19 protein-coding genes, 1 tRNA gene and 1 pseudogene are annotated in these 26828 nt (G+C 66.6%); 13 read left to right on the top strand and 8 right to left on the bottom strand.

Annotated elements, in window-relative coordinates:
* Positions 1–2 precede the first annotated feature (2 nt).
* The 5 genes from FHW64_RS09375 to FHW64_RS09355 all read left to right on the top strand — a co-directional run bounded on the left by FHW64_RS09375 (position 3) and on the right by FHW64_RS09355 (position 4326).
* Positions 3–935 carry a DMT family transporter gene (locus tag FHW64_RS09375; protein WP_221210287.1) on the top strand — a complete coding sequence of 311 codons (933 nt, stop codon included), beginning with the start codon at positions 3–5 and terminating at the stop codon, positions 933–935.
* A gap of 52 nt (positions 936–987) precedes the next feature.
* Positions 988–1623, top strand: coding sequence for an L-threonylcarbamoyladenylate synthase (locus FHW64_RS09370; RefSeq protein WP_184525330.1), 636 nt, complete (start codon positions 988–990; stop codon positions 1621–1623).
* Positions 1624–1664: 41 nt separating this feature from the next.
* Entirely contained in the window at positions 1665–2336 is a 672-nt protein-coding gene (locus FHW64_RS09365; RefSeq protein ID WP_184525328.1) for a site-2 protease family protein, read from the top strand.
* 10 nt (positions 2337–2346) lie between these two features.
* Positions 2347–3660, top strand: a complete 1314-nt coding sequence (locus FHW64_RS09360; protein ID WP_184525327.1) for a tryptophan--tRNA ligase — start codon at positions 2347–2349, stop codon at positions 3658–3660.
* Between the two features lie 69 nt (positions 3661–3729).
* Positions 3730–4326: a LuxR C-terminal-related transcriptional regulator gene (locus FHW64_RS09355; protein WP_184525325.1), complete on the top strand. Its 597-nt coding sequence runs from the start codon at positions 3730–3732 to the stop codon at positions 4324–4326.
* Positions 4327–4435: 109 nt separating this feature from the next.
* Here FHW64_RS09355 and FHW64_RS09350 read toward each other — a convergent pair whose 3' ends face one another.
* From FHW64_RS09350 to serS, 3 genes are all read right to left on the bottom strand, one after another.
* The gene (locus FHW64_RS09350; protein WP_260303727.1) at positions 4436–5872 is read right to left on the bottom strand and encodes a HAMP domain-containing sensor histidine kinase; all 1437 of its coding nucleotides are present in this window, start codon (positions 5870–5872) and stop codon (positions 4436–4438) included.
* A gap of 254 nt (positions 5873–6126) precedes the next feature.
* Positions 6127–6217: transfer RNA gene (locus FHW64_RS09345), tRNA-Ser, on the bottom strand.
* Between the two features lie 48 nt (positions 6218–6265).
* Entirely contained in the window at positions 6266–7597 is a 1332-nt protein-coding gene (gene serS / locus FHW64_RS09340) for a serine--tRNA ligase (protein ID WP_184525323.1), read from the bottom strand.
* Positions 7598–7656: 59 nt separating this feature from the next.
* Here serS and FHW64_RS09335 point away from each other — a divergent pair, with 59 nt between their 5' ends.
* Positions 7657–8067, top strand: coding sequence for a VOC family protein (locus FHW64_RS09335; protein WP_184525321.1), 411 nt, complete (start codon positions 7657–7659; stop codon positions 8065–8067).
* A gap of 12 nt (positions 8068–8079) precedes the next feature.
* Here the strand turns inward: FHW64_RS09335 and FHW64_RS09330 are convergent, their stop codons facing one another.
* Genes FHW64_RS09330 through FHW64_RS09320 form a run of 3 tightly spaced genes read right to left on the bottom strand, consistent with a single transcriptional unit; the run spans position 8080 to position 10462 of the window.
* Complete coding sequence (locus tag FHW64_RS09330) at positions 8080–9045, bottom strand: threonine/serine dehydratase (RefSeq protein ID WP_184525319.1); 966 nt, start codon at positions 9043–9045, stop codon at positions 8080–8082.
* Positions 9042–10007 (bottom strand): 4-hydroxy-3-methylbut-2-enyl diphosphate reductase, encoded by a 966-nt coding sequence (gene ispH / locus FHW64_RS09325; RefSeq protein WP_184525317.1) that lies wholly within the window; start codon positions 10005–10007, stop codon positions 9042–9044. The genes FHW64_RS09330 and ispH overlap by 4 nt, the downstream gene beginning before the upstream one ends.
* Entirely contained in the window at positions 10004–10462 is a 459-nt protein-coding gene (locus tag FHW64_RS09320; RefSeq protein ID WP_184525315.1) for a peptidylprolyl isomerase, read from the bottom strand. Before FHW64_RS09320 ends, ispH begins: the two co-directional genes overlap by 4 nt.
* 65 nt (positions 10463–10527) lie before the next feature.
* Between FHW64_RS09320 and radC the strand changes: the two are divergent.
* The 6 genes and pseudogenes from radC (at position 10528) to FHW64_RS09290 (ending at position 24804) form a co-directional block, all read left to right on the top strand.
* A pseudogene (gene radC, locus FHW64_RS09315) lies at positions 10528–11204 on the top strand (RadC family protein).
* Positions 11205–11385: 181 nt separating this feature from the next.
* The gene (locus FHW64_RS09310) at positions 11386–13149 is read left to right on the top strand and encodes a ShlB/FhaC/HecB family hemolysin secretion/activation protein (RefSeq protein WP_184525313.1); all 1764 of its coding nucleotides are present in this window, start codon (positions 11386–11388) and stop codon (positions 13147–13149) included.
* A 16-nt stretch (positions 13150–13165) separates the two neighbouring features.
* On the top strand, positions 13166–21559 hold the full coding sequence (locus tag FHW64_RS09305) for a hemagglutinin repeat-containing protein (RefSeq protein WP_184525311.1): 8394 nt from the start codon (positions 13166–13168) through the stop codon (positions 21557–21559).
* 43 nt (positions 21560–21602) lie between these two features.
* Positions 21603–22274, top strand: coding sequence for a response regulator transcription factor (locus tag FHW64_RS09300; RefSeq protein ID WP_311733274.1), 672 nt, complete (start codon positions 21603–21605; stop codon positions 22272–22274).
* On the top strand, positions 22184–24118 hold the full coding sequence (locus FHW64_RS09295) for a 7TM diverse intracellular signaling domain-containing protein (RefSeq protein WP_184525309.1): 1935 nt from the start codon (positions 22184–22186) through the stop codon (positions 24116–24118). The genes FHW64_RS09300 and FHW64_RS09295 overlap by 91 nt, the downstream gene beginning before the upstream one ends.
* 23 nt (positions 24119–24141) lie before the next feature.
* The gene (locus tag FHW64_RS09290; protein WP_184525307.1) at positions 24142–24804 is read left to right on the top strand and encodes a Smr/MutS family protein; all 663 of its coding nucleotides are present in this window, start codon (positions 24142–24144) and stop codon (positions 24802–24804) included.
* 3 nt (positions 24805–24807) lie between these two features.
* On the opposite strand, the gene FHW64_RS09285 is transcribed toward FHW64_RS09290, so the two are convergent.
* On the bottom strand, positions 24808–25227 hold the full coding sequence (locus FHW64_RS09285; protein ID WP_184525305.1) for a group II truncated hemoglobin: 420 nt from the start codon (positions 25225–25227) through the stop codon (positions 24808–24810).
* Positions 25228–25266: 39 nt separating this feature from the next.
* Here FHW64_RS09285 and FHW64_RS09280 point away from each other — a divergent pair, with 39 nt between their 5' ends.
* Positions 25267–26307 carry an isopenicillin N synthase family oxygenase gene (locus tag FHW64_RS09280; RefSeq protein WP_184525303.1) on the top strand — a complete coding sequence of 347 codons (1041 nt, stop codon included), beginning with the start codon at positions 25267–25269 and terminating at the stop codon, positions 26305–26307.
* Here FHW64_RS09280 and FHW64_RS09275 read toward each other — a convergent pair.
* Positions 26229–26825 carry a GNAT family N-acetyltransferase gene (locus FHW64_RS09275; protein WP_184525301.1) on the bottom strand — a complete coding sequence of 199 codons (597 nt, stop codon included), beginning with the start codon at positions 26823–26825 and terminating at the stop codon, positions 26229–26231. The genes FHW64_RS09280 and FHW64_RS09275 overlap by 79 nt on opposite strands.
* Positions 26826–26828: the final 3 nt, after the last annotated feature.

The following is a 26828-nucleotide window of genomic DNA, read 5'->3' as shown; positions in this document are numbered from 1 at the left end:
CGCTGCCGGGCGGCGCCGCCGCCACAAGTCGGATCAGGCGCGACATCGAATCCGAGCGGATCCTCGCCGGGATCGGCTTGGTGATACTGGCGGTTGCCTGCTTCGCGACGCTCGATACCGCCACCAAGCTCTCGACCACGGCAGTGCCGATCCTCATGGGCATCTGGGTGCGCTATGCGTTCCAGGCCGTCGCCACCACGATGGTGCTGCTGCCGCTGCATGGCACCGCACTGCTGCGCACGCGGCATCCGCGCTACCAGCTGCTGCGCGGCGCGTTGCTCCTGGCCTCGAGCACGCTGGCCTTCTTCAGCCTGCGCTACATGCCGCTCGCGGAATTCACCTCGATCGTCCTGATTGCGCCGCTCGTCATCACCCTGCTGGCCGCCACCACCCTCAAGGAGCAGGTCTCGCCGCTGCGCTGGGCGCTGGTCGCGGGCGGGTTCGTCGGCACGCTCGTGATCCTGCGCCCGGGCGGCGGCGCCTTCAGCTGGGCCGTGCTGCTGCCTATCGGGCTGGTGCTGACCAACGCCTGGTTCCAGGTGCTGACGAGCAAGCTCGCGCGCACGGAGGACCCGCTCACGATGCACTTCTACACCGGCTGGGTCGGCGCCCTGCTGGCCTCGGTCGCGGTCCCCTTCGTCTGGACTGCGCTGCCCTCATGGCAGTGGTGGGCGCTGCTGTGCCTGATGGGCTTCATGGGGACGGTCGGGCATTTCCTGCTCATCCTGGCCTACCAGCGCACGCCCGCCTCCACGCTCACGCCCTATCTCTATGCGCAGATTGCCTTCGCGACGCTGGGCGGCTGGATCATGTTCTCGCAGATGCCCGACGTCGTCTCGCTGACCGGCATGGCCCTGATCGCAGTCTGCGGTGCCGCGGGCGCGTGGCTCACGGTGCGCGAGCGCCACGTGCCGATCGAGCCGGCGGAATCCTGAACGTCCCCTTCTCACGGCAGAATGGCGGGCCTCACTTCGCCCGCCCGGTTTCATGGCCCAGTACTTCGAAGTCCATCCCGACAACCCCCAGCAGCGGCTTCTCAAGCAGGCCGCGTCCCTGCTCGCGCGCGGAGAGATCGTCGCGGTGCCGACCGACTCCAGCTACGCGCTGGTCTGCCACCTCGACGACAAGGACGCAGTCGACCAATTGAGGCGCATCCGGCAAGTCGACGAGAAGCACCATCTCACGCTGATCTGCCGCGACCTGAGCGAGCTCGCGAACTATGCGCGCGTCGACAACAAGCAGTACCGGCTGCTCAAGGCCGCGACGCCGGGCCCCTACACCTTCATCCTCGAAGCGACGAAGGAAGTCCCGCGCCGGGTGAGCCATCCGCAGCGCAAGACCATCGGTTTGCGCATGCCCGACCACAAGGTGCTGTGCGAGCTGCTCACCCTGCATGGCGAGCCGCTGCTCGCCACCACCCTGATCCCGCCCGGTGAAACCCAGGCCATGAACGACGCCGAGCAGATCCGCGAACGATTCGAGAAGCAGATCGGTGCGGTGATCGATTCGGGCGCCTGCCCGTCGGAGCCGACGACCGTGGTCGACCTCGTGCCCATGGGCACCGGCGGCGACCCGGTGCTGGTACGGGAGGGCCGCGGCCCACTCGCCTTGCTGGGCCTCTGAGTCGCCCAAGGGACACAACACCCGTCTGAGACAATTCACAAGTGGACATTTCCAACACCATCCAGACCGTGCTTATCTACGCGCTGCCAGTGATCTTCGCGATCACCGTGCATGAAGCGGCGCATGGCTACGTGGCCCGGTATTTCGGCGACAACACCGCCTACGTGCTCGGCCGCGTGACGCTCAATCCGATGAAGCACATCGACCCGGTCGGCACCATCCTGATGCCGCTGCTGCTGTTCTTCGCGACGTCCGGCAGCTTCCTCTTCGGCTATGCGAAACCAGTCCCGGTGAGCTTCGGACGGCTGCGCCACCCCAAGCGCGACATGATTTGGGTCGCGCTGGCCGGGCCTGCCGCCAACTTCATCCAGGCCATCCTCTGGGCCCTCTTCTACGTTGCGCTCGTCGCTTTCGGCATCAGCGAAACCTTCTTCCTCAAGATGGCACAAGGCGGCGTGCTGGTGAACCTCGTGATGTGGGCGTTCAACCTCTTTCCGCTGCCGCCGCTCGATGGCGGCCGGGTGCTCGCCGGGCTTCTGCCGCGCGGCCGCGCGCAGGAAATCCTCGCGCGCATCGAGCCTTATGGCTTCTTCATCGTCATGGGCCTCGTCCTCGCGGGCATCGTGAGTACCTATTGGCTACAGCCCCTGATGGCCTTCGGCTACGAGGTCGTCAACCTGCTGCTCTCTCCCATCATTGCCCTGATCCGCTGAGCTTCTTCTCATGGCCTCGTCCAATCCCGACATCGTCCGCTTCCTCACCGGCATCACCACCAGCGGGACGCCGCACCTCGGCAACTACGTGGGCTCGGTGCGGCACTCGGTGCGCTTCAGCCGCCGCGCGGACGTGCAGAGCTTCTATTTCCTCGCGGACTATCACGCGCTCATCAAGGTCGACGAACCCGCGCGCATCCAGCGCTCGACGCTCGAAATCGCCGCCACCTGGCTCGCCTGCGGGCTCGATCCGGAGCGCGTGACGTTCTACCGGCAGTCCGACATTCCCGAGATTCCCGAGCTCACTTGGTTCCTGACCTGCGTGGCAGGCAAGGGTCTGCTCAATCGCGCCCACGCCTACAAGGCGCAGGTCGACAAGAACGTCGCCAAGGGCGAAGACCCCGACGCGGACGTGAGCGCTGGGCTCTTCATGTACCCCGTGCTCATGGCGGCGGACATCCTGATGTTCAACGCCCACAAGGTGCCGGTGGGCCGCGACCAGGTCCAGCACATCGAGATGGCGCGCGACATGGGCGCGAGCTTCAACCACCTCTATGGCGAGCACTTCACGCTGCCCGAAGCCGAGATCGACGACGCGGTGGCGACCTTGCCCGGTCTGGACGGCCGCAAGATGAGCAAGAGCTACGACAACACCATCCCGCTCTTCACGCCCCGCGCCAATCTGCAGAAGCTCATTGCCGGCATCGTCACCGATTCACGCGCGCCCGGCGAGCCCAAGGAGACCGAAGGCTCCGCCCTGTTCCAGATCTACCAGGCCTTCGCCGACAGCGAGGAGACCGAGACCTTGCGCAAGGCCTTCGCCGACGGCATCGGCTGGGGCGAGGCCAAGCAGACCCTCTTCGAACGCATCGACCGCGAGATCGCGCCGATGCGTCAGCATTACGACGAATTGATCAACGACCCGGCCCGGATCGAAAAGATCCTGCGTGCCGGCGCCGAGAAGGCGCGTGCGCTGTCGAAGCCCTTCCTCACTGAGCTTCGTCATGCGGTCGGCCTGCGGAACCTGGCCTCCAGCGCCAAGCCGGAGACGCGCAAGGCGGCGAAGGTCGCGCGTCCGAGCTTCAAGCAATACAGGGAAAGCGATGGTCTTTTCTACTTCAAGTTTCTCGACGCGACGGGTGCGCAACTGGTACAAAGCCGAGGGTTCGCAACGCCGCAGGAAGCCGGCCGCGCCATCGCCGCGCTGAAGCAGGAGCGCGGTGCCGCGCTGGTCCAGCTTGCCGGGCAACTCGAGCCCATGGACGACAGGGGAGTGATCGCGGCATCCGCCGCGCTCGATGCACTGGCCGACGAAGCGGCCTGAAGGATGATTTGAGAGAAAGCAACGCGCGGCGAGGGGCACGACCCGGACTGCGCACACAGTGAGAAAACCATGAGTATCTACGTCATCGACGACCACCCCCTGATGCGCGACGCCATCGTGATGGTTCTGCGCCGCCTCCGCCCGGCCGAGACCATCGTCGAACTCGAACGCCTCGACAAACTCTCCGCCGCCGTCAAGCAATACGGGGCACCGGGGCTTTTCTGCCTTGACTTGAAGCTGCCCGACATCACGGGCGTTTCCGGCGTGGTCGCCGTCAAGCACGACTATCCTGAAGTCCCGATCGCGGTGTATTCGGCCTCGCCTTCGGCCGACATGGAAGAGGCCTGCATCGAGGCCGGTGCCGATACCTACATCGAGAAGTCGGCCAGCTCGGCCGAACTCACCGCGGCACTGCGCGGCCTGCTCATGGCCGACACCGAGGCCGAAGAGCCAGTGACGGCGGCCAACAACAAGCTGTCGAAGCGCCAGACCCAGCTGATCGCCATGCTCGACCAGGGTATGAGCAATCGCGACATCGCGACCGAACTCGATATCAGCGAGCACACCGTCAAGGTTCACCTCTGGCGCCTGTTCCGCCGCCTGGGTGTGAAGAGCCGTACGCAAGCACTCCACCACGCACGTACGAACGGATTGCTGCCCGGCTAACGGGCACACCCCCAGGCTCGCGCACTTCGTGTCGCTCTCCACCCCCTTGCAGGGGGCGCTCCCGGCGGCCCGGCCAAGCCGGTTCCGCGGGAGCCTTGGCATCTCCTGATTAACCTACTGCGCCGGAGATTCGGGTCTGTGCCTGACTCTCGTCCGCGTCGTGCAATGCGACGCGGAACACGCTGCCTTTGCCGAGGCGCGACCGGACGCTGACCGGGTGGCCCAACGCGTGCGACAGGCGCGCAACGATCGCAAGGCCAAGGCCGAAGCCGTCCGAGGTGCCAGCGTGGTCAGCCACCTTGTAGAACTCCAGGAACACGTCGCGCAGGTGTTCGCGGGCAATGCCGATGCCCGTGTCCCAGACCTCCACCCGCAAGCCGTCGCGCGTCTGCCGCGACGCCAGCAGCACGCCGCCCTCGGCGGTGTACTTGATCGCATTGGCGAGCAGGTTGCCGATCATGCGGCGCACCCGGATCGGATCGGTGAGCACCGTCCCCGGCGTCACATGCATGCGGAACGTCAGGCCCTTCGCTTCCGCGACCGGGCGGTATTGAAGCTCGAGATCGTGCAGCAGTTGAGCGACGTCGACCCGCTCGATGTGCAAGCGCACCTGCCCCGAATCGATGCGTGCGAGGTCGAACAGCGAATCGAAAAGCGCATTCACCGCATGCGTGGCACGCACGATCTTCGGCGCGATCTCGGCGACCAGCTCGGGCTCGTTGCGCAGCCAGTCGGCGTAGAGAGACAGCGCAAGCACTGGCTGGCGCATGTCGTGCGCGGCACTCGCGAGGAAGCGGTTCTTCATTGCCACCGCAGACACCGCCGCTTGGCGCTGCTGCGTGAGCGAATTGATCAGGATGTGGTTGTGGAAGAGCAGCTCGAAACTGTTGCGCGCCGTCTCGTGGATCCGCCGGCCTGCGCGCAGCAGCAACCACCAATGCAGGCCCGGCAGCATCAAGAAGCCGTAGTGGAAATGCGGCTTCTCGAAGTTCAGCTCGATCATCCGCAGCGCGATCGCTGCGAGCATCGTGAAGAACAGCGTGTTGACGTAGCGCTTGAGCAGCGGCGGATGAAGCGCCAGCCCATTGAGCGGAAAAGTCGCGACGCCGGCCACGATGAGCCAGCTCATGAACTGGTTCACCAGCGGCGTGCGCTCGAAGAAGATCAGGATCGACAGGCCCCAGGCGAACGCGCTGGTGCTCCAGAGAAAACGGTAGTGGTCGACGAAATACTGCTGGGCAGCCGAATCGCGATCGGCGTAGTGACGCGCATAGATCTGTTCGCCCCAGATGCGGCAGCCAGTGGCCGCAATGCCGATCGCCAGCCACACCATGAGCTGCCAGACGGGCACATGCCCCCAGCTCAGGCCCACCATCGCAGGCATCAGTGCCGCAGCCAGCAAGTACGAACCGCGCGAGGCCCGCATCAGGCTCCGGATCAACTCGCCGCGAACCCACGGCTCGGCCTCGTCGGCAGACGCCGGTGCCGGCGTGAGGCTGGCGAAGGACGAGTTGCCCAAGCCCGCAAACGACGAATTTCCCATCATGGCAATACGGATCCCTTGTCAGTCAGGCACAAAAAAAGCCCCTCGCGGGGCCATGACCCGGCTACCTCTGCCAACCTGCAGCGGCCCGCCGAGCGTCCGATCTTAATTCGCTGTAAGAAAGGTCCTGCTCCAATTCTTCCCCGATACGTCGCATGCACACAACGTGCCGATGCCAACGGGTTGAGCGGACAAAAGAAAACGGGCCCCTGAGGGCCCGTTCTTCCTTGGCTGGACCAGAGCGATCGCCAAGATATTGGAGGAGAGGGAGGGATTCGAACCCTCGGTGGGCTATGAACCCACGCCTGATTTCGAGTCAGGTACATTAGACCACTCTGCCACCTCTCCGGTGTTGGTCGAGCCCGCGATTCTAGCAGAGCTTGGACCAGTTTTTTCTCAGGCCCTCAAAACTTCGAGGCCTCCGAGATACGGCCTGAGTGCCTGAGGCACGTTGACCGAACCGTCTTCGTTCTGGTGGTTTTCGAGCACCGCGACGAGCGTCCGCCCCACCGCCAGTCCCGAGCCGTTGAGCGTGTGCACCAGTTCGTTCTTGCCCTGCGCATTCTTGAATCGCGCCTGCAGCCGGCGCGCCTGGAAGGCCTCGCAGTTCGAGACCGAGCTGATCTCCCGATAGGTGTCCTGTGCCGGCAGCCACACCTCGAGGTCGTAGGTCTTGCTCGACCCGAAACCCATGTCGCCGGTGCTGAGCAGCACCACGCGGTACGGCAGTTCAAGCGCCTGCAGCACGGCTTCGGCATGGCCGACCATCGCTTCGAGCGCGTCGTAGCTCTTCTCCGGATGCGTGATCTGCACCATCTCGACCTTGTCGAACTGGTGCTGGCGGATCATGCCGCGCGTGTCGCGCCCCGCGCTGCCCGCTTCCGAGCGGAAGCACGGCGTGTGCGCAGTCAGGCGGATCGGAAGCTGCGCCTCGGGCACCACTTCGTCGCGCACGAAATTCGTGAGTGGCACTTCGCTCGTCGGGATGAGATAGAGCGCCTGCAGGTCCGGCGCGGCCTCGCCTTCCTGACCGCCCTTCTTCGCGGCGAACAGATCGCCTTCGAACTTCGGCAGCTGGCCCGTGCCGCGCAAAGTCTCGGCATTCACGATGTAGGGCACGTAGCACTCGGTGTAGCCGTGCTGCTGCGTCTGCATGTCGATCATGAATTGCGACAGCGCACGATGCAGGCGTGCAATCGGTCCCTTCATCACATTGAAGCGCGAGCCCGACAGCTTGGCGCCCATCTCGAAATCCAGCCCCAGCGGTGTGCCGAGGTCGACATGGTCCTTGGCGGCGAATCCCAGTGCGTCGGCGGAGCCGCCCGCGCCGCCCTTCGGGCTCCAGCGGCGGATCTCGACATTGGCCTGCTCATCCTCGCCGACCGGCACGCTGGCATGCGGCAGATTGGGCACCGCGAGCAGCAGCGCATGCAGCTCGGGCTGGAGCGCGTCGAGGCGGGTCGCCGACGATTCCTGCTCAGCCTTGAGTGCGTTGACTTCGGCCATCAGCGCATCGACCGACTCGCCCTTGGCCTTCAGCGGCCCGATCTGCTTGTTGAGCGAATTGCGTCGCGCCTGCAGTTCCTCGGTGCGGGTCTGCAGGGTCTTGCGTTCGGCCTCGAGCGAACTGAACCTGGCGACGTCGAGGTAGGGCTGGTTCTTCTTGCGGGTTTCGAGGCGCGCAACGACCGAGGCGAGGTCCTTGCGTAACAGTGTGATATCGAGCATTGCGCGATTTTAGGTGCGCGTGCATCGTGGACCTCCGACACACACCTCAAGGAGCCAACATGGAAGCCTATCTGACGTTCAAAGGCGATGCGGCCGAGGCGCTTGCGTTCTACGCCAAGTGCCTGGGCGGCAAGATCGAATTCAGCATGACCTTCGCTGAGAGCCCCATGGGGGCGCAGACGCCCGACAACTACAAGGACAAGATCATGCATGCCACGCTGTCGGCCCGCGGTCACAAGCTGATGGCGTCCGACGCACCGCCCGACTACAAGCACGAGGGCTACAAGGGCTTCTCGCTGTCGGTTCAGGCCAAGGACGTGAAGGAAGGCGAGCAGCTCTTCAGCGCCCTCTCCGCCGGCGGCAAGGTCACGATGCCCTATGCGGCAACCTTCTGGTCGCCGGGCTTCGGCATGCTGGAAGACAAGTTCGGCGTGCCCTGGATAGTCAATGTCGACCATCCACCGGCCTGATCGACCGGGACTTCAGGCGAGCGTCGCAGGGTCCACGTTCGCGCCGCAGACGATGAGGCAAATCTTCTGGCCGTCGCGCGGCACGTAGGCGCCACTCTGCAACGCCGCCAGTGGCAACGCAGCCGCCGGCTCGACGGCAAGCTTCAGTTCCTGCCACAGCCAAAGTTGCGCCGCGCGGATCGCCTCATCCGTCAGCAGAAGCGCTTCAGGCACGTGTAGCTGCGTGATGCCCCAGGAAATGCTTCCGATGCGCCGTGCGCCGAGCGAATCGGCCGCGATGCCGCCAACTTCGACGTCGACCGGCTCGGCGGCCTCTCGCGCCTTGAACAAGGTCGGGGCACGCTCGGGTTCGAGCGCCACCACGCGGGTACGCGATTCGAACCACGCAGCCAGGCCGCCGATCAAGCCGCCGCCGCCGACGCTGACGAGCACCGAATCGGGCAAACCGCCCTGCCGTTCGATCTCGAGGCCGAGCGTGCCGGCGCCCGCAACGACCTCGGGCTGGTCATAGGCGTGCGTCAACAGGGCACCCGTCTCGCGCTGCCGTTCGAGGCAGGCGGCGAGCGCATCGGCGTATGCATCGCCGCCGACCACCACTTGGGCGCCCAGCGCACGAAGCCGCGCGCGCTTGGCCTCGGACGACAGATTCGGCAGGAAGACTTCGCAATGCACCCCCAGCGCCTGCGCGGCCGCGGCCGTCGCGATGCCGGCATTGCCGCCTGAAGCCACGATGACCCCGCTCGCGGGGATTTCGTTGGCCAGCAGCCGGTTCATCATCCCGCGTGCCTTGAAGCTGCCGCTGATCTGCAGATGTTCGAGCTTCAGCCACACCTCGACATTGCGTGCCGCAAGACCCAGTGCTCCGCCCTGCAGCTTCCAGAGCGGCGTCTCGCGAAGGAACCCGGGTGCGCGTTCATGCGCACGCTTCGAAGCGGCTTCGATCTCCGCGCGCCAGTCGACGACCCCGCTGCCAGTCACGAGATATGCCCCGGCGCAGGAACGTCTTCAAGCTTGAGGCCCTTGGGCAGCGGGAACTTGAGCGTCTCCTGGATGCCATCCATCTTGCGCACCGATACCGCGCCGAGCGCCTTGATCCGATCGATCACCTCGCCCACCAGCACCTCGGGCGCCGACGCGCCTGCCGTCAAGCCGACGCGAGTCTTGCCTTCGAACCACTCGGGCTTGAGCTCGGCGGCCGAATCGACCATGTAGCTTTCAGTGCCGAGACGCTGCGCCAGCTCGCGCAAGCGGTTGCTGTTGGAACTCGTCGGGCTGCCGACCACGATCACCAGGTCCACCTGCGGGCTGAGGACCTTCACCGCGTCCTGCCGGTTCTGCGTCGCATAGCAGATGTCCTGCTGCTTGGGCTCGCGCACTTTCGGGAAGCGTGCGCGCACCGCGGCGGAGATCTCGGCCGCGTCATCGACCGACAAGGTGGTCTGCGTGACGACCGCGAGCTTCTCGGTCTGCGAAGGCGCCACGCGCGCGACGTCTTCCACGTCCTCCACCAGATGGATGCCGCTGGAGAGCTGGCCCATCGTGCCTTCGACTTCCGGATGGCCCTTGTGGCCGATCATGATGAATTCGTAGCCTTCCTTGGCCAGCTTCGCCACTTCGACGTGGACCTTGGTCACCAGTGGGCAGGTGGCGTCGAAGATCTCGAAACCGCGCTCGCGCGCCTCGGCCTGCACCGCCTTGCTGACCCCGTGCGCGCTGAACACCAGTGTCGCGCCGGGCGGCACCTCGGCGAGGTCCTCGATGAAGACCGCACCCTTGGCCTTGAGCTCGTTGACGACAAAGGTGTTGTGCACGATCTCGTGGCGCACGTAGATCGGTGCGCCGAACTTCGCGATCGCGCGCTCGACGATCTCGATCGCGCGATCCACCCCCGCGCAAAAGCCGCGCGGCTCGGCCAGGATGACTTCTTGGACCCTGCTCACAGCACGCCGATCAGCTTGACCTCGAAGGTCACGGGTTGACCTGCGAGCGGATGGTTGAAGTCGAAGCGCACGGCGGTCTCGTTCGATTCGATCACCGCGCCGGCGTAGCTGCCGGTGCCGTCCGGCGTCGGGAACTGCACCACGTCGCCGACCGCGTACTGCTCGTCGGGGTCGCCCATCTGTGCGAGCAGCTTGCGCGCGACCCACTGCTGCATGTCGGGATTGCGATCGCCGAAAGCCGCACCGGCCGGCAAATCGAAGGTGGCGTGCGTGCCCTCTTCCATGCCGATCAGCCGCTGCTCGACCGCGGGCGAAAGCTCGCCGGTGCCGAGCGACAGCGTGGCGGGCTTGTCGTTGAAGGTATTGATGATGTCGCCCGCAGGACCGGCCAGGCGGTAGTGCAGGGTGAGGAAGGAACCGGCCGTGACGACGGCGGGCTGAGTGGTCGAAGACAAGGTGGGAGGCCGCTATAGACTGAGGGCCGTATTTTAGGGAGAGGGGCCAGAACCCCGTAGAAGACATGTCATTCAAGGACCTGATCGAGGAGTCGCGGCCGCGCGAGAAGCTCATGGAATTCGGCGCCGGCGCGCTGGCCGATGCCGAGTTGGTGGCCCTGCTGCTGCGCACCGGCATCCGCGGAAAGAACGTGCTGCAACTCGCACAGGAACTGCTCGCCGAGTTCGACGGCATCTCCGGCCTGCTGCATGCGAAGCTCGACGACCTCAAGCGCATCAAGGGACTGGGCGGCACCGCCAAGCGCGCGGAACTCGCTGCCGTTCTCGAACTCGCCCGCCGCGCGATGGCCGAAGGCCTGAAGCAGAACCCGGTCTTCGACACCCCGGAAACCGTGAAGCAATATCTGCAGCTTCACCTCACGGACAAGCCGCACGAGGTCTTTGCGGCGCTCTTCCTGGACGCTCGACACCGCCTGATCGCGATGGAAGAGCTTTCCGCGGCACCCTGACGCAGACCAGCGTCTACCCGCGCGAGGTAGTGGCCCGGTCGCTGCACCACGGCGCCGCCGCAGTCGTGCTGGCACACAACCATCCGAGCGGCTGCACCGAGCCTTCGCGCGCCGATGAGATGCTGACCCAGACGCTCAAGAGCGCCCTTGCGATCGTCGACGTGCGGGTGCTCGATCACATGGTGGTCGGTCGCGGCCAGACGCTGTCGATGGCCGAGCGAGGGCTGGTCTGAGCCTGTCAAGCGCTCATCGGCTCCCCCAGAACTTGTGAACTTTTTCGCCACATCACAGGATTCCGGGATGGCCACAATTGCAAATATATGTAAAAGTTCGCGCGCCTAAATCGACCTGATTCCGAGCCCGGAGGGGGCTGCATTCATATGCGGAACAGGTTCGTCTCCCCGAGCCGCGAACATGCCCTTTACTTTTCCCCTGCCGTCTGCAGACGGCCTCCGTCCGTCTGTCCGGTTACAAGTCGCGCCGCTGCTCGCCTTGCCGGCGTTGCTGTTCGGCCTTTCCGCCCACGCCCAGATCGATCCGCGCACCATCGATCGCCAGAACCAGATCATCGAGCGCCAGCAGCAGGAGCGCCTGCGTGACGAACAGGACCGAGCGCTTCAGCAACAGGCGCCCCGCGGCGGCACCGACCTGCGCTCGATGCAGCCTCAGGTCACCGTGCCGGACCTCGGCGTGCCCTGCCGCGACATCCGCGAGATCCGGATCCACGGCGCCGATCTGCTCCCGGACTACGTGCAGCGCGAGATCGTCCAGAACAACGCCGGCCGCTGCCTTGCCGCAAAGGATCTCGAGGCCATCCTCGCGACGCTGACGAAGAGCTACATCGACCGCGGCTACATCACCACCCGCGCGTACCTTCCGGCGCAGGACCTGCGCACCGGCGTGCTGGAGATCACGGTGATCGAAGGCACCATCGAGCGCTTCGACCTGCAGCAGTCGGGCCGCAATGCCAAGGTGTCGATCCCCGGCGCATTTCCGGCGCGGCCGGGCGACCGGCTCAACCTGCGCGACCTCGAACAGGGCATCGACCAGCTCAACAGCCTGTCGTCGAACTCGGCCACGCTCGACGTGCAACCAGGCACCAAGCCCGGCCAGAGCGTGGTGGTGGTGCGCAACCAGTCGACGTTCCCGGTGAGCCTGTTCGCCACCTACGACAACCTCGGCACGCCCTCCACCGGCCGCGACAACGCATCGGCCACGCTGAGCTTCGACAGCTTGCTCGGACTCAACGAACTGATCGCGATCACGCGCCGCCAGTCGGTGCCCAACGACAGCGAGCACAACTCCGACAACACCGCACTGCGCGCCGTCGTGCCCTGGGGCTACAACACCTTCAGCCTCGACGTCAGCGAAAGCAACTACGTCAACACGCTGGACCTGCCGAGCGGCAACAAGCTGACGTCGGCCGGTACGACCTCGACGCAGAGCCTCGGTGCGGATCGCGTCATCTTTCGCGACCAGGCCAGCCGCGTCTCGCTGGGCACGCACCTGACGGCGCAGGACACCCGCAACTTCCTCGGCGGCGAATTCCTCGACGTGGGCAGCCGCAAGCTGACCACGCTCGATCTCGGTGGCACGCTCTTCACGCAGGCGGCGGGCGGCATCGTCAATGGCCGGTTTGCGTATGTACGCGGCCTGCGCATCCTCGGCGCGCTGGAAGACCCGGAATTCCTGCCGGGCGACAAGCCGCACGCACAGTTCGGCAAGTTCACGCTCGACCTCGGCTTCAACCGCCGCTTCGAGGCCGGCAAGCAGCCCGTGCTGTGGTCCAGCCAGTTCAGCGGCCAGTACGCGAACGACACGCTCTACGGCTCCCAGCAGATCCTGATTGGCGGATCGAGCTCGGTGCGCGGCTCGATGCTCAACACGCTGAGCGGCGACAACGGCTGGTTCTGGCGCAACGATGTCTCGCTGCCCTGGCAGACCACCATCGGCAGCGAGCCGCTGGCGGGTCGCGTCTACGTCGGCTACGACTTCGGCAGCGTCGACAACCGGCCGCCAGGTGTGACTTCAGGCTCGATGTCCGGCGTCACGCTGGGCGTCGCCTTCCAGCTGCGCGGGCTGAGCGTGGACCTCTTCGCCTCGCGCGCCGGCCACCTGCCTTCATCGATGACCCCCGAAGGGACGATCTACAGCGTCCGCCTCTCGTACGCCCTGTGAGACCCAAGGAATCAGCATGAACCACGTCTATCGCATCGTCTGGAACAACGCCGTTCACGCCTGGGTCGCCGTCGCGGAAACCGCGCGCGGACGCGGCAAGAGCAGCAAGGCCGCGCGCCCTGCAGCTGTCGCGCTCGCGGCAGTGCTCGGCGCCGGCATCGCGCACGCGCAGGCCATCCCCTCGGTGATCGTCGCACCGGGCCAGCAGACCAACGCCTACGTCTCGGGCAATGGCGTCACGGTGGTGAACATCGCCAATCCGAACGCCGCGGGCCTGTCGCACAACCGCTATCAGCAGTTCAACGTGAACGCGAGCGGGCTGGTGCTGAACAACACGACCACGCAGCAGATCTCGTACAGCTCGCAGCTCGCCGGCCAGATCATGGCCAACCAGAACACGGCGAACACCGCGAGCGTGATCCTCAACGAAGTGGTGTCGAACAACCGCAGCACGCTGGCTGGCTTCACCGAAGTGCTCGGCCGCAAGGCCGATGTGGTGCTTGCGAATCCGTACGGCATCACCTGCTCTGGTTGCGGCTTCATCAACACCGACCGCGTGACGCTCAGCACCGGCCTGCCCTTCATGCGCGCGGACGGCAGCCTGGGCGGCTTCAACGTGAGCCAGGGCGACATCCTCGTCACCGGCACAGGGCTGAACGCGACCGCACAGCAGGTGCTGGACCTGGTCGCGCGTTCGGTGCGCATCGACGGCGCGATCAACGCGCAGGACCTGAGCATCACCGCCGGCACCAACCAGTGGGACTACGGCACGCGCGCCGTGACCGGCAGCGTGGGTGCACAAGGCACCGCACCGACCTATGCCATCGACAGCTCCGCGCTCGGCGGCATGTACGCCAACCGCATCAAGCTGACGGCCACCGAAGCCGGCGTGGGCGTGCGCATGCTGGGTGATGCAGCAGCCAGCGCAGATGACTTCACGCTCACGGCCGCAGGGCGCGTGGAGATGAACAACAAGGTCTCCGCGCAACGCGACGTGCTGATCGCGAGCACGAGCAACGACGCGGCCGCGATCGCACTGACGGACGCGAACATCGCCGCGAGCCGCAACATCGGCATCGCCGCGAACCAAGGCGGCACGAAACTCACCGGTGGTGCGATCGTCGCCGGCAGCGATCTTGCGGTCAGCGCCCACAGCCTGATCGACGCGGCAAGCGCGAGCGGCAGCAACACCCGCAGTGCCGGCGGCTCGCTCAACATCACCACCGACGGCGCCGCGACGCTCGGCGCCACCCAATGGGCGGCCGGCAACGACGTGCACATCACCGCCGGCGAGGGCTTCGACAACGCCGGAACGCTGTCGGCCAACAGCGGCGCCGTGCAGATCCGCGCCGGCAAGGCGATCGGAAACACCGGCACCATCACGGCTGCGACGACCCTGGACGTTGCAGACAACACCGGTGGCCAGACGCAATCACTGATCAACAGCGGCGACCTCGTGGCCGGCAGCACGCTCACGATCGCGGCGGCTGCCGTCGACAACGCCACCACCGGCCGCATCAAGGCCGGCACGGGCACCTCGATCAATGCAGCGAGCCTGAACAACGCCGGCACATGGCTGCTGTCGGAACAGGCCGGTGGCAGCGACAGCATTGCCGTCAGCGGGCAGCTCTCGAACAGCGGCAAGCTGCAATCCAACGGCAGCGCCAGCCTCTCGGCGGGCGACCTGACGAACAGCGGCATGCTGCTCGCGGACGGCAAGGCCACCCTGCACACCGACGGCACGCTGCAGAACAGCGGAACGATCCAGTCGGCGCAGGACATCGAGATCGCGGACCGCAGCGGCGCCGGAAGCGAAAACGTCGTCAACACCGGCAAGCTGCTGACGGCCGGCGCGCTCTCCGTGCGCGCCGCCGCGATCACGAACGCACCCACTGCCGGAGACCCGCAAAGTGGATGGGTCCAGGCCGCGAACGGCACCCGCATCGATGCGTCGAGTCTCGACAACAGCGGCACCTGGCTCCTGTCGCAACAGTCAGGCGCGGCCGACCAGATCACGCTGAACGGCGCGATGACCAATGCCGGAACGCTTCAATCCGCGGGTGGCATCAACATCGCGGCAGCTTCGGCCTCCAACCAGGGCGTGATGGTCGCCACCGACGCGCTCACCGCGAACCTCGCCGGCGATTTCTCGAATGGCACGAACGCGGTCGCCCAGTCCGGCGGCGATCTCACGATCACCAGCGGCGGCAAGGCCGACATCGCAACCGGCGGCGGAGTGCAAACCACCGCAGGCAACCTCCGGCTTGACGCCGCGCAGGGGCTGACCAACGCCGGCGTGCTGACCGCCAAGCAGGGATCGACCACCGTGCGCGCCAACGGCACGATCACCAACACCGGCACCATCAATGCAGCCACGACGCTCGACATCGCCGATCGCGCAGGCACTGGCAGCGAGAACCTCGACAACAACGGCCTGCTGCTCGCGGGCAAGGACCTGAAGCTCAAGGCGGCGACGATCACCAACCGGGCCGCCAACGCATGGGTGCAGGCGGCCGAAGGCAGCACGGTCGAAGCGACCACACTGACCAACGACGGCACCTGGGTGCTCTCGACGCAGGACACCGGCGTGCAGAGCTCGGTCAACGTGACCGGCACGCTCACGAACAGCGGCATCCTCCAGGCGCAACAGGACGCGGTGCTGACCGCGAACCGGATCGCGAACCAGGCCGGCGCCGCATTGCGCGCAGGCCGCAACCTGAACACCACCGCCGGCGCGGGCAACTACGACAACGCGGGCACGGTGCAGGCCGGCGGCACGCTGACGATCGGCGGCACGAACACCGCGCTCACCAACCAGTCGGGCGGCAAGCTGCTCGGCGACGGGCTGCAGATCAATGTCGCATCGATCGACAACTCGGGCACCATCCAGGGCGGCCAGCGCACCGACAGCGCGGTGGCCGCCAGTGGCACGCTCACCAACCGCACCTCGGGCGTGATCACTGCCGGCACCAGCAACGGCTCGACGGCCGGCGCAGGCACCGTCTCGGGTAACAAGATCGTCAACGACGGCAAGCTCCAGTCTGCAGGACAGCTGACGGTGTCCATCGGCAGCAGCGGCCTGACCAGCAACGGCGACATCCTCGCGAACGATGCGCTGAAGCTGCAGGCGCTGTCCGGCAACTACAGCGCCACGATCAACGGCACGCTGCAAAGCGGCGCCGAACTCCGCGTCACGGGGGGCACGGGCTCGACGCTCAGCGTCGGCCAGGGCAAGACCGCCCGGGGCGCGAGCGTCTATGTCGACACCGGCACCGTCAACCTGAACAACGGCGCGACGCTGGCTTCGGACGGCAACCTGAACTTCCATGCCGGCACGCTGACCCTCGGCGACAGCACGACCCGCGTGCTCGCGGCGCTCGGGGGCACCGGGACTGGCACCGTCAGCGTGGACAACGCGCTGACCAACAACGGCCTGATCTTCTCCGCCACGAGCCTCGGCGTGAGCGCACCGTCGATCACGAACGGCCTGACCGGCGGCATCGCTGCCCTCGGCAACCTTGGCGTCACGGCCACCACCGGCAACCTGATGAACCAGGGGTCGCTCTACGCCGGCGGCACGCTCACGGCCAAGGCCCTGAGCGGCACGTTGACGAACGCGGCGAGCGCATCGGCCTACCAGGGCACGATCAATGCGGATGGCGCCGTGGTGCTGCAAGCCAACTCGGTGGTCAACAACAGCACCATCAACAGCCTCGGGAGCGTCCAGATCGACGCCCAGACGATCCGCAATGCCTTCGCCACCGACACCACCCGCGCGTGGGGCGCCGAGGGTGCCAAGACAGTCGTCGAGACGGACCACATGGGCCAGGGCTACAACGGCTGCGGATGCGTCGACCAGACCGAAGCCTGGTACTACACCGCCACGTGGATCCAGGACCAGTACTACGTGGGCGGCGCGCCGAACACCAACCTCAAGCCGCAGATCATCGGCGCGGGCCAGGTCAACCTGACGTTCCAGACGGGCGAGAACCTCGGCGGCGTCATCTCCGGCAATGTGGTCAACCTCACGGGCAAGACCGGCACCGCGACGTTCACCAATGACGACCTCTCGCTGCTGCGAAGGACCTACACCGACCAGTACCAGCACTACATCAAGTACAAGGCCGCGGGCCCGCTCAAGTACACCGACGATTCCCACTACGCGTCGAACGTCACGCATGCCGACTCGACCCTGCAGTCGATCGGTGCGGGCATCTACGCCAATACGCTCAATGCCTCGGGTTTCAGCCTCGTCAACGCCGGCTCGCCATGGCAGGCCACTTCGAAGAACCAGTCGACGCAGACCGCCGCATCCGGTACGCAGAGCGGTACGGTGAGCGGTGTTGCAGCCTCGGGCACTCAATCGTTCGGAGGACTGGCCGGCGCCTCGACCGCAACGGCGATCTCGCTGCTCGGATTCAACGCGGCGAACGGAATCAACGGGAACGCCTTCGGCGGCATTCGCGTCGCGCTGCCAACCAATCCCAACGGCTTCTACGTGACCACGCGCGACCCCGACGCGAAGTACCTCGTCGAGACCAATCCGTTGTACATGACGGGCTCGTCCAGCATGGGCTCGGAGTACCTGGCCAAGCTGCTCGGCTACAACCCGGACGAGCTGGGCATGCGCCTGGGCGACGCGAGCTACGAGGCCTACCTGGTCAAGCAGCAGCTCATCGCGCAGACGGGCGGCGTGATGCTCGCGCGCTACCAGTCCGCGGACGCGCAGATGCAGGGCCTGATGGAAAGCGCCGCGACCGAGAGCAAGGCGCTCGGCCTCGAATACGGCAAGGCACTGACGCCGGAGCAGCAGGCCTCGCTGAAACAGGACATGGTCTGGATGGTCGCCACGCAGATCGACGGCAAGGTCGTGCTGGCGCCCGTCGTCTACCTCGCCAAGAGCACCAAGGACAACATCGCGACCGGCGCCGTCATCTCGGCACAGGACGCGAACATGAGCCTGACCGCCCTCACCAACACAGGCGGCACCATCGTCGGCTCCAAGACGCTCGCGGTAACGTCGACGGGCGACATCACCAATCTCTCGGGCACGATCAAGGGCGGCGATGTCAGCCTGACCTCGACCAACGGCAGCATCGTGAACAAGACGGTGAGCGAAGGCTCGGGCGGCGACAAGTTCTACCAGACCACGATCGGCAAGACGGCGGGCATCGAGTCCACCGGTGCGCTTTCGCTCGACGCGAAGAAGGACATCACCAACATCGGTGCCACCATGAACGCCGGCACCGACGCCAGCCTCAAAGCCGGTGGGAACGTGACCTTCGACACGATCGAGAACAAGACCACCGGCACGACGCAGGGCGCGGTCTCGGTCCCGGGCGGCAGCGGCTGGACCAGCACGACCACCACGAAGGTGGAACAGGTGAAGTCGGGCCTGACCGTCGGCGGCAACCTCAGCGTCGACGCCGGCAAGGACATCACGCTCGCCGGCACCGATGCGAAGGTTGGCGGCAATGCCGATCTCAAGGCCGGCGGCGACCTCAACATCATCGCGCGCGAGAACACCACGACCACCCATACCGAAAGCAAGTCGGCGGGCGTCGGGATGAACAACTCGCTGTTCGGCACGAGCAGCACCACCACCGACTCCCTTTCGGTGCGCAATGTCGGCAGCTCGCTGCAGGTCGGCGGCAACGCCAACCTCACTGCCGGCAAGGACGTGACGGTGCAGGGCTCGGACGTCAACGTGAAGGGCAATGGCACGATCAACGCGACCAACGTCAACGTGCTCGCGGGCCGCAACTACGACGAAACGCACACCACCACGACGAACACGGGCGTGATGCAGGTCAGCTCGTCGGCCAAGGGCTCCGCCGGTGCGGATGCATCGGCCGATTCCTCGTCGGGTCGCGGCCGCGCGTCGGCCTCCGCCGAAGCCTCCGCCAATGCGGCCGGCACCGGTGCAGCAGGCCTCGCCTTCGGCGCGAGCACCACGACGACGACCGACACCACCGACCTGCGCCATGTCGGCTCGAACCTCAACTTCGGCGGCGATGTCACCATCAACGCGTCGAAGGACGTGAACCTGCAAGGCTCGACGGTCAACGCCGGCGGCAATGCGACGGTGAACGCGCAGAACGTGAACCTGCTCGCGGCGGAGGACAAGAAGACCTCCACCACCACAACCACCTCGACCTCGGTCGGCCTGATGGCCAGCACCGACAACAAGGCGGAAGCGGGCGCGAGCGCCGGCGCGCAGGCAGCCGGCGGCAAGGGCACGCCGAGCGCGGGCGCGCAGGCTGGCGCACAGGCATCCGCCGAGAGCGAGAACCACCTCGACCTCGTGCAGCACACCACGAGCACGACGAACACGCTCGACACCACGCACCAGGGCTCGGCCATCAATTCCGGCGGCAATCTCACCGTCAATGCCAGCAACAACCTCACGCTCGAAGGTTCGAGCATGAAGTCCGGCGGCGACATGACGCTCAACGCGACCGACATGACCTTCAAGGCCGTGAACGATGTGCATGAGGTCAGCACCAGCAGCAGCAAGACCACCGCCGGCCTCTATGCGACCGGCAAGGCGGACGCGAGTGCCGATGCGGGTGCGCAGGCAGGGCTCGGCGCGCAGGCCGGCGCGAAGGCAGAGGCTTCGGCATCGATCGAAGTGGGCCTCTACGGATCGAACACCACGAGCAGCAGCGTCGACGGCTCGACCAAGGCCGTGACTTCGAGCCTCTCCTCCGGCGGCAACATCAACCGCACGGCGACCAACAGCATCAACGACCAGGGCACGCAGATCGAGGGTGCGGGCAACCTCAACCAGTCCGCCAAGACGATCACCAGCACGGCCGCGGCCGACACCACTTACAGCTCGTCGAACAGCACGACGCACACCGCCAAGGTGGGCGCCTATGCCGAGGCGAGCGTGGGTGCGTCGGCAGACGCTTCGGTCGGCCCGGGTGCGAGCAAGCCGGGCGGCAGCGAGTCGGATGCCGGCGCAGGCATCCGCGCGAGCTACCAGTACGACAACTCGTCGGAGAGTTCGAAGAGCAGCAATGCCGTGGTCTCCACCATCAAGATGGGCGGCAGCGTGAACAGCAAGTCCAGCGGCACCACGACGCTTGAAGGCACGCAGATCTCGGCGGGCAAGGACGTATCGCTCGAAGCCTCGTCGCTCGACTACAAGGCCGCGCAGAACACGAGCAGTTCCACCTCGAAGAGCACCAGCGCGGGCGCCTCCGTAGGCGTCGATCTGGTCAAGAAGGAAGCCAGCGTCGGCGTCAACTACGACGGCAGCAACAGCAGCAGCAGTTCGAGCACCGCGGTGGTCGGCGGCATCCAGGCCGGCGGCAACCTGTCGGTGAAGACCACCGGCGACACGCGCCTCGAAGGCACGAACCTCTCGGCCGGCGGCGCAGCGAGCATCGACGCCGGCGGCAAGGTCGACTTCGCGGCCGCGAAGAACACCGCGTCGTCGAGCAGCCAGCAGGTGGGCGTCGATGTCGGCGTCACGGCAGGCAAGTCCGGCGGCTCGGGCAGTGTGGGCGTGGGCGTCTCCGAGTCGAAGAGCAGCCTCAACGAAGACGTGGCCGGCAGCATCAAGAGCGGCAGCGGCCCGCTGACGATCAAGAGCGGCGGCGACGCGAACTTCACCGGCACGCAGATCTCCAGCCAGCAGGGCGATGTCTCGGTGAACGCAGGCGGCACGATCAACTTCAACGCCGCACACAAGGTCGAGAGCAGCAGCTCGGTGGCCGTGGACGTGTCCGCATCCGGATCGGCGGGCAAGAAGGAGAACGTCGGCGGCACCCGCAATGCCACGACCGGCAAGAAGACCGGCGGCGAGACCATGGACGAGCGCAGCGGCTCGGCATCCCTGGGGGTCGGCACTTCCAAGTCGAACAGCGACGCCGCGACGGGCGGCAGCATCACCAGCGGCGGCGGCTCGATCAGCCTCAAGTCCGGCGGCAACACCACGCTCGAAGGCACGCAGGTGAAGGCGGCCAACGGCGTCAGCGCCGATGCGGGCGGCAGCTTCGTGCAGAAGGACGCCAAGAGCACGTCGAGTTCGGAAACCGTGGGCTTCTCCGCATCGGCCTCGGGATCGACCCTGACGCCGGAAAAGAAGAAGCCGGGCACGACGACTCCCGCACCAGCACCCGCGCCGAAGCCGTCGACCACGACCACGACGGCCGGCAAGAGCGGCGCGAGCAAGCCGCCATCGACGCCTCCGCCGGCCACACCGACGACGGCGCCTTCGCCCGCACCGGCCCCGGCGACCACCGCGGCCAAGGCACCGGCATCGCCCTACCAGCAGCAGAAGGGCAGCGGCATCGTGGACGTCTACGTCGACAACCAGAAGAGCAGCAGCTCGCAGGCGACCACCATCGACGGCGGCTCGGGCGGCGTCGTGATCAAGCAGGGAACGGCCGGCTCGAAGTAGCCATGGACAATGCGCGCTTCACCATGACAAGGCGGGACCGACTGTGGAAGACATCCTGATCGTCGACGACGACCACGCCGTCCGCGAGCGCCTGGAGCGCGTGGCCGCCGCGGCCGCGCCCCGCGCGCGCTGCGCGATGGCCGGCTCGCTGGCAGAAGCACGCGCGCAGCTCGCGAGCACGAAGTACGACCTCGCCCTGCTCGACGTCGGCCTGCCCGATGGCAGCGGGCTCGACCTGCTGCCGTGGATGCAGGCCCATGCACCCGAAGTCGACGCCGTGGTCGTCTCCAGCCTCGGCGACGATGCCACCGTGCTGCAGGCCATCCGCGGTGGCGCGGTGGGCTACCTGCTCAAGAACGGCAGCGACACCGAGCTCGAACTCTCCCTCGGCAGCATGCAGCGCGGCGGCGCGCCGATCGACCCGGTCATCGCCCGGCGCATCCTCAAGCTCATGGCCGCGCCAAAGCCGGCTTCGCCCGCCCTTGCTACCATCGCCCACGCGCCGGTTCCGGCGGCTACCGCTGAACTGAGTGAGCGCGAGATGGATGTGCTGCGACTGGTTGCGCAGGGCCACAGCAATCGCGAGATCGCCCAAAGCCTGACCCTGTCGATCAATACCGTCGAATGCCACGCCAAGAACATCTACCGAAAGCTCGCCGTGCGATCGCGGGCCGGTGCGGTGTACAGCGCGCGGGCGCAGGGCCTGCTGCCCTGATCTTCCGGGCGGGCGCGCTCTTCGCGTGGCTCGCGCTCTTCGCTCTCTTTCTCTCGCCCTCGCCAGCTGTCGCGGGGGCGCCTCCACTGCAGGTCGAGGCCGTGCGCTCCGCATGGGACGCCACGTCGCCGCCCGCCGAGGGCTGGACGCCCGTCACGCTGCCCGACAGCTGGACCGCGCGCTGGCCCGGCTTCGACGGCGTCGTCTGGTATCGCCTGCGATGGAACGAACCCGCTGACATCGTTCCGCCGCGCCCCACCGGCCTGATGATCGAATACATCAACATGGCCGGCGCGGTGTACCTCAACGGCAGCCTGATCGGCGGCGACAGCGGCCTTGTCGAACCGCTCTCGCGCTCGTGGAACCTGCCGCGCTACTGGACGCTCGATGCACCCCTGCTGCGCCCCGGCGCGAACGAGCTGCTGGTGCGTGTCTCGGGCCTTGCACCCTACCAGCCATCGCTCGGCGCCGTGACGATCGGCGAGCCGCAGGCGGTGCGCGCGCTGTACCGCGAGGCCAACTTCACGCGGCGCACGATGCAGACGCTCGGCATCGGCCTCACGCTGGGCATGGGCGTGCTCTATGGCATGTTCTGGCTCTTCCGGCGCAAGGAAGTGCCCTATGGCTGGTTCAGCCTGTTCTCGCTGCTGTGGGTGCTCTTCTCGTACAACAACGTCGCGGTGAGCCCGTGGCCCTTCGCCAGTACCGAGGCCTTCCAGCGGCTCAACCATCTGGCGATGTTCGCGAGCGCAGGATGCTTCCTGATGTTTGCGCTGACCTACTGCGAGATCGCGAACAGGAAGGCGCACCGCGCGGCTCTCGCCTTCATGGCTGCCGGGCTCGCCACGCTGGTGCTCTCGCCGTCGTCGGTGCAAGCGCCTTTGCGCGATGCAACGGTGCTGGTGACGATGGCTACCTATTTCGCCGGCATCGGGCTGATCATGCGCAACGCCATCCAATCGCGGCGTACGGAAGCGGCAGTGCTCTCGCTCTGCCTGCTGGTCCCGATCGCCGCCGGTGTGCACGACGCGCTGCTGTTCTTCGAATGGCTGCCCACCGGCATCTACTACGCCGCGATGTCGGCCAGCGCGACGATGCTGGGCATCGCCTTCACGCTCACATGGCGCATGGTCAAGGGCATGCGGCTGGTCGAGAACTTCAACGTGGAGCTCCAGCAGCGCGTCACGCAGGCCACGCACGAGCTCGCCGAAGGCCTGCGCCGCCAGCATGAGGCCGAGCTGGAACAGACACGCCTGGCCGAACGCCTGAGCCTGGTGCGCGACCTGCACGACGGCCTGGGCATGACGCTGAGCAGCCACATCAACACGCTCGGCAATCGGGTCGGCGCGCAGGACGGCGTCGCACTCTGGGCACTGCGCGAGGTCAACGACGACCTGCGCCTGATCATCGAAAGCTCCGCCTTCGACGACACCGACGACCTCGCGGAACGCCTGGCGCCGCTGCGCCATCGGTGCACGCGGCTGCTGGAGGCGGCGGACATCGAATGCCGCTGGACGATCGAAGGACTGCACGGCTGCCGGCTCGGCGGCAAGCGCGTGCTCGACTTCCTGCGCGTGGTGCAGGAAGGGCTCGCGAACGTGATCAAGCACAGCAGCGCCACGCAGGTGAGCATCCGCATCGAAGCCCGCCAGGGGGAACTGTCTTTGTCAATCCGCGACAATGGCCGCGGCTTTGCGAACGACTCGGCGACGCCGGCCGGCATGGGACTCAGCAATATGCAGGCGCGTGCGTCGCGGCTCCGCGGCACGTTGGAGATCCATCCCGGCGCCACGGGCACTGTGTTGACCCTGCGTTGCCCGATCGACGTGAGCATGGCCGTCTGAGTGACTTCTCCCGCACCGCACGCATGCCCGCCAAACCCCGAAACCTGAAGAGCCTCGCCGACCTCAAGGACGTGCAACGCACGCTCGCCGCACAGCGCGAACGCGAAGCCGCCGAGGCGATCGTCCGCGCGGTGGCCGAAAAGAAGCGCGCGGCCGAGCAGGACCTCTTCGCACGTGCCATCGGCGCCACCCAGCCGTTGCGGCGCAAGGCCGCGGTGCATCTCGCACCCGAACCGCCCCCGCCGCTCCCGGTGCAGCAGCAGCTCGACGAACAACGCGTGCTGCGCGAATCGCTGTCCGACGAATTCGACGTCACCACCCTGCTCGACGCCGACGACGCGATGAGCTTCCGCCGCCCCGGCATCAACACCGACGTGACGCGCAAGCTGCGCGCGGGCGAGTGGACCATCCAGCGCCAGATCGACCTGCACGGCATGCGCAGCGACGAAGCGCGCGAGGCGCTCGGCGCCTTCATCCGCGAGGCCTACAAGCACGGCCTGCGCTGCGTGCGCGTGGTGCACGGCAAGGGCCTGGGCTCGCCGGGCCGCCAGCCGGTGCTCAAGGCCAAGGTGCAGCGCTGGCTGATCCAGAAGAACGAGACGCTGGCCTTCGTGCAGGCCAAGCCGGCGGAAGGCGGCGCGGGTGCGCTGGTGGTGCTGCTGGCGCCGTCTCGGCGGAATACGTAACGCCTAACCGTTGCGGTTGCGCATCCAGTCCGCGGTCTGGAAGAACGATCCGCGCAAGCGCTCGCGCAAGGCTTCCGGCACGCCGGTCTCGCCCATCGCCTGGTCCATGCAGGCGAGCCACTCGTCGCGCTCCTTGATCCCGATCGTGTGTCCGCCGATGCTCTGCGGCAGATGGCGCGCGCGCAGCATCGGGTGGCCGAAGCGATCGGTGTAGTGCTGCGGGCCGCCCAGCCAGCCGCAGAGGAACCAGAAGAGCCGCTGGCGGGCGTTGTCCAGCGAACTGCCGTGCACGGCGCGCAGGTGCGCGTAGGCCGGCTCGAGGTCCATCAGATCGTAGAAGCGCTCCACCAGCGCATGGACTTTGTCTTCGCCGCCGATCCATTCGAAGGGAGTGTCGAAAGGCGGCTTTTCCTGAATTTGCATGGGCGACATTGTCCCAAGGACTTGCGGCACCATGGCGGGATGCGTGATTTACCCCTTCCCCCTTCCGGCGCCCTGCCGGTCATCGATGTTGCCGGCCTCGCGGGCAGCGGCCCGGCCCGCGACGAAGTGGCGGCACAGATCGGCGCCGCATGCCGCGCCCACGGCTTCTTCTACGTGGTTGGCCATGGCGTCGATCCGGCGCTCGCCAGGCGGCTCGAAGAACTGAGCCACCGCTTCTTCGCCCTCGATGAAGCGACCAAGATGCGCTGGCGCATGGCACTGGGCGGCCGGGCGTGGCGCGGCTACTTTCCGCTCGCGGGCGAACTGACCTCGGGCCGGCCGGACTGGAAGGAAGGCCTCTATCTCGGCACTGAGTTGCCCGAAGACCATCCGCTGGTACGCGCCCGCACGCCAGTGCACGGACCGAACCTGTTCCCCGAAGTCGAGGGAATGCGCGAGACCATCCTCGCCTACATGGACGCGGTCACGCAGCTCGGGCACCGGCTCATGGAGGGCATCGCGCTCAGCCTCGGGCTGCCGGCCGACTACTTCGCGCAGCGCTATACGGCGGATCCGCTGATCCTGTTCCGCATCTTCAACTACCCGACGCAACCCGTTCCGGAAGGCATGGATGTGCACTGGGGCGTCGGCGAGCACACCGACTACGGCCTGCTCACGATCCTGCATCAGGACGACGTCGGCGGCCTGCAGGTGCGCACGCCGGAAGGCTGGATCGAGGCGCCGCCCGTCGCGGGCTCCTTCGTCTGCAACATCGGCGACATGCTCGATCGCATGACCGGCGGGCTCTACAAGTCGACGCCGCACCGCGTCACACGGAACACCTCGGGGCGCGACAGGCTTTCGTTCCCGCTCTTCTTCGATCCGAACTTCGAGGCCCGCGTGCAGCGCATCGAAGGCCTCGCCGGTGCGAATGCGCTCGACGACAGCGCTCTTCGCTGGGATCGCGCGAACGTGCATGCCTTCAACGGCATGTACGGCGACTACCTGCTCGCGAAGGTGTCGAAGGTGTTCCCGCAGCTTCGCGACGAAGTGCTCCAGGACGTTCGGTCGAGCCTGTAGAGCTTGTGCGGGCGCAGGGGGTGGCCTTCGGGAAGCGCGGGATTCTCGAAGACACCGTCGGCCCTCATGCCGAGCCGTTGCATGACGGCTTCCGAACGCAGGTTCAGTGCGGCGGTGAACGAGACGATTTCCTGCAGGCCGATGCGCTCGAAGCCCACGCAGAGTGCGGCTCGCGCGGCTTCCAGCGCATAGCCCTTGCCCCAGAACGCCGGTGCGAGGCGCCAGCCGACTTCGACACAGGGCGAGCACGGCAGATCAGGCCGGGGAATGCTCAGTCCGACAAAGCCGATGAAGTTGCCGCTCGCACGTTCTTCCACCGCCCAAAGGCCCCATCCACGTTCATCGATGACCGCCGTGACGCGATCGACCATCGCATCGCTTTCGGCGCGAGACAGCGGCGAGAGGAAGAACTCCATCACGCCCACATCGGCGTTCAGTGCGGCAAAAGGCGCACGATCGCTTTCACGCCACTGGCGCAGGCGCAGGCGTTCGGTGTCGAACTCGATGCACTGGGCCATTGC

The organism is Variovorax sp. Sphag1AA, assembly GCF_014192575.1.
Lineage (GTDB): Bacteria > Pseudomonadota > Gammaproteobacteria > Burkholderiales > Burkholderiaceae_C > Variovorax.
This window is presented reverse-complemented; position numbering and strand designations above follow the sequence as displayed.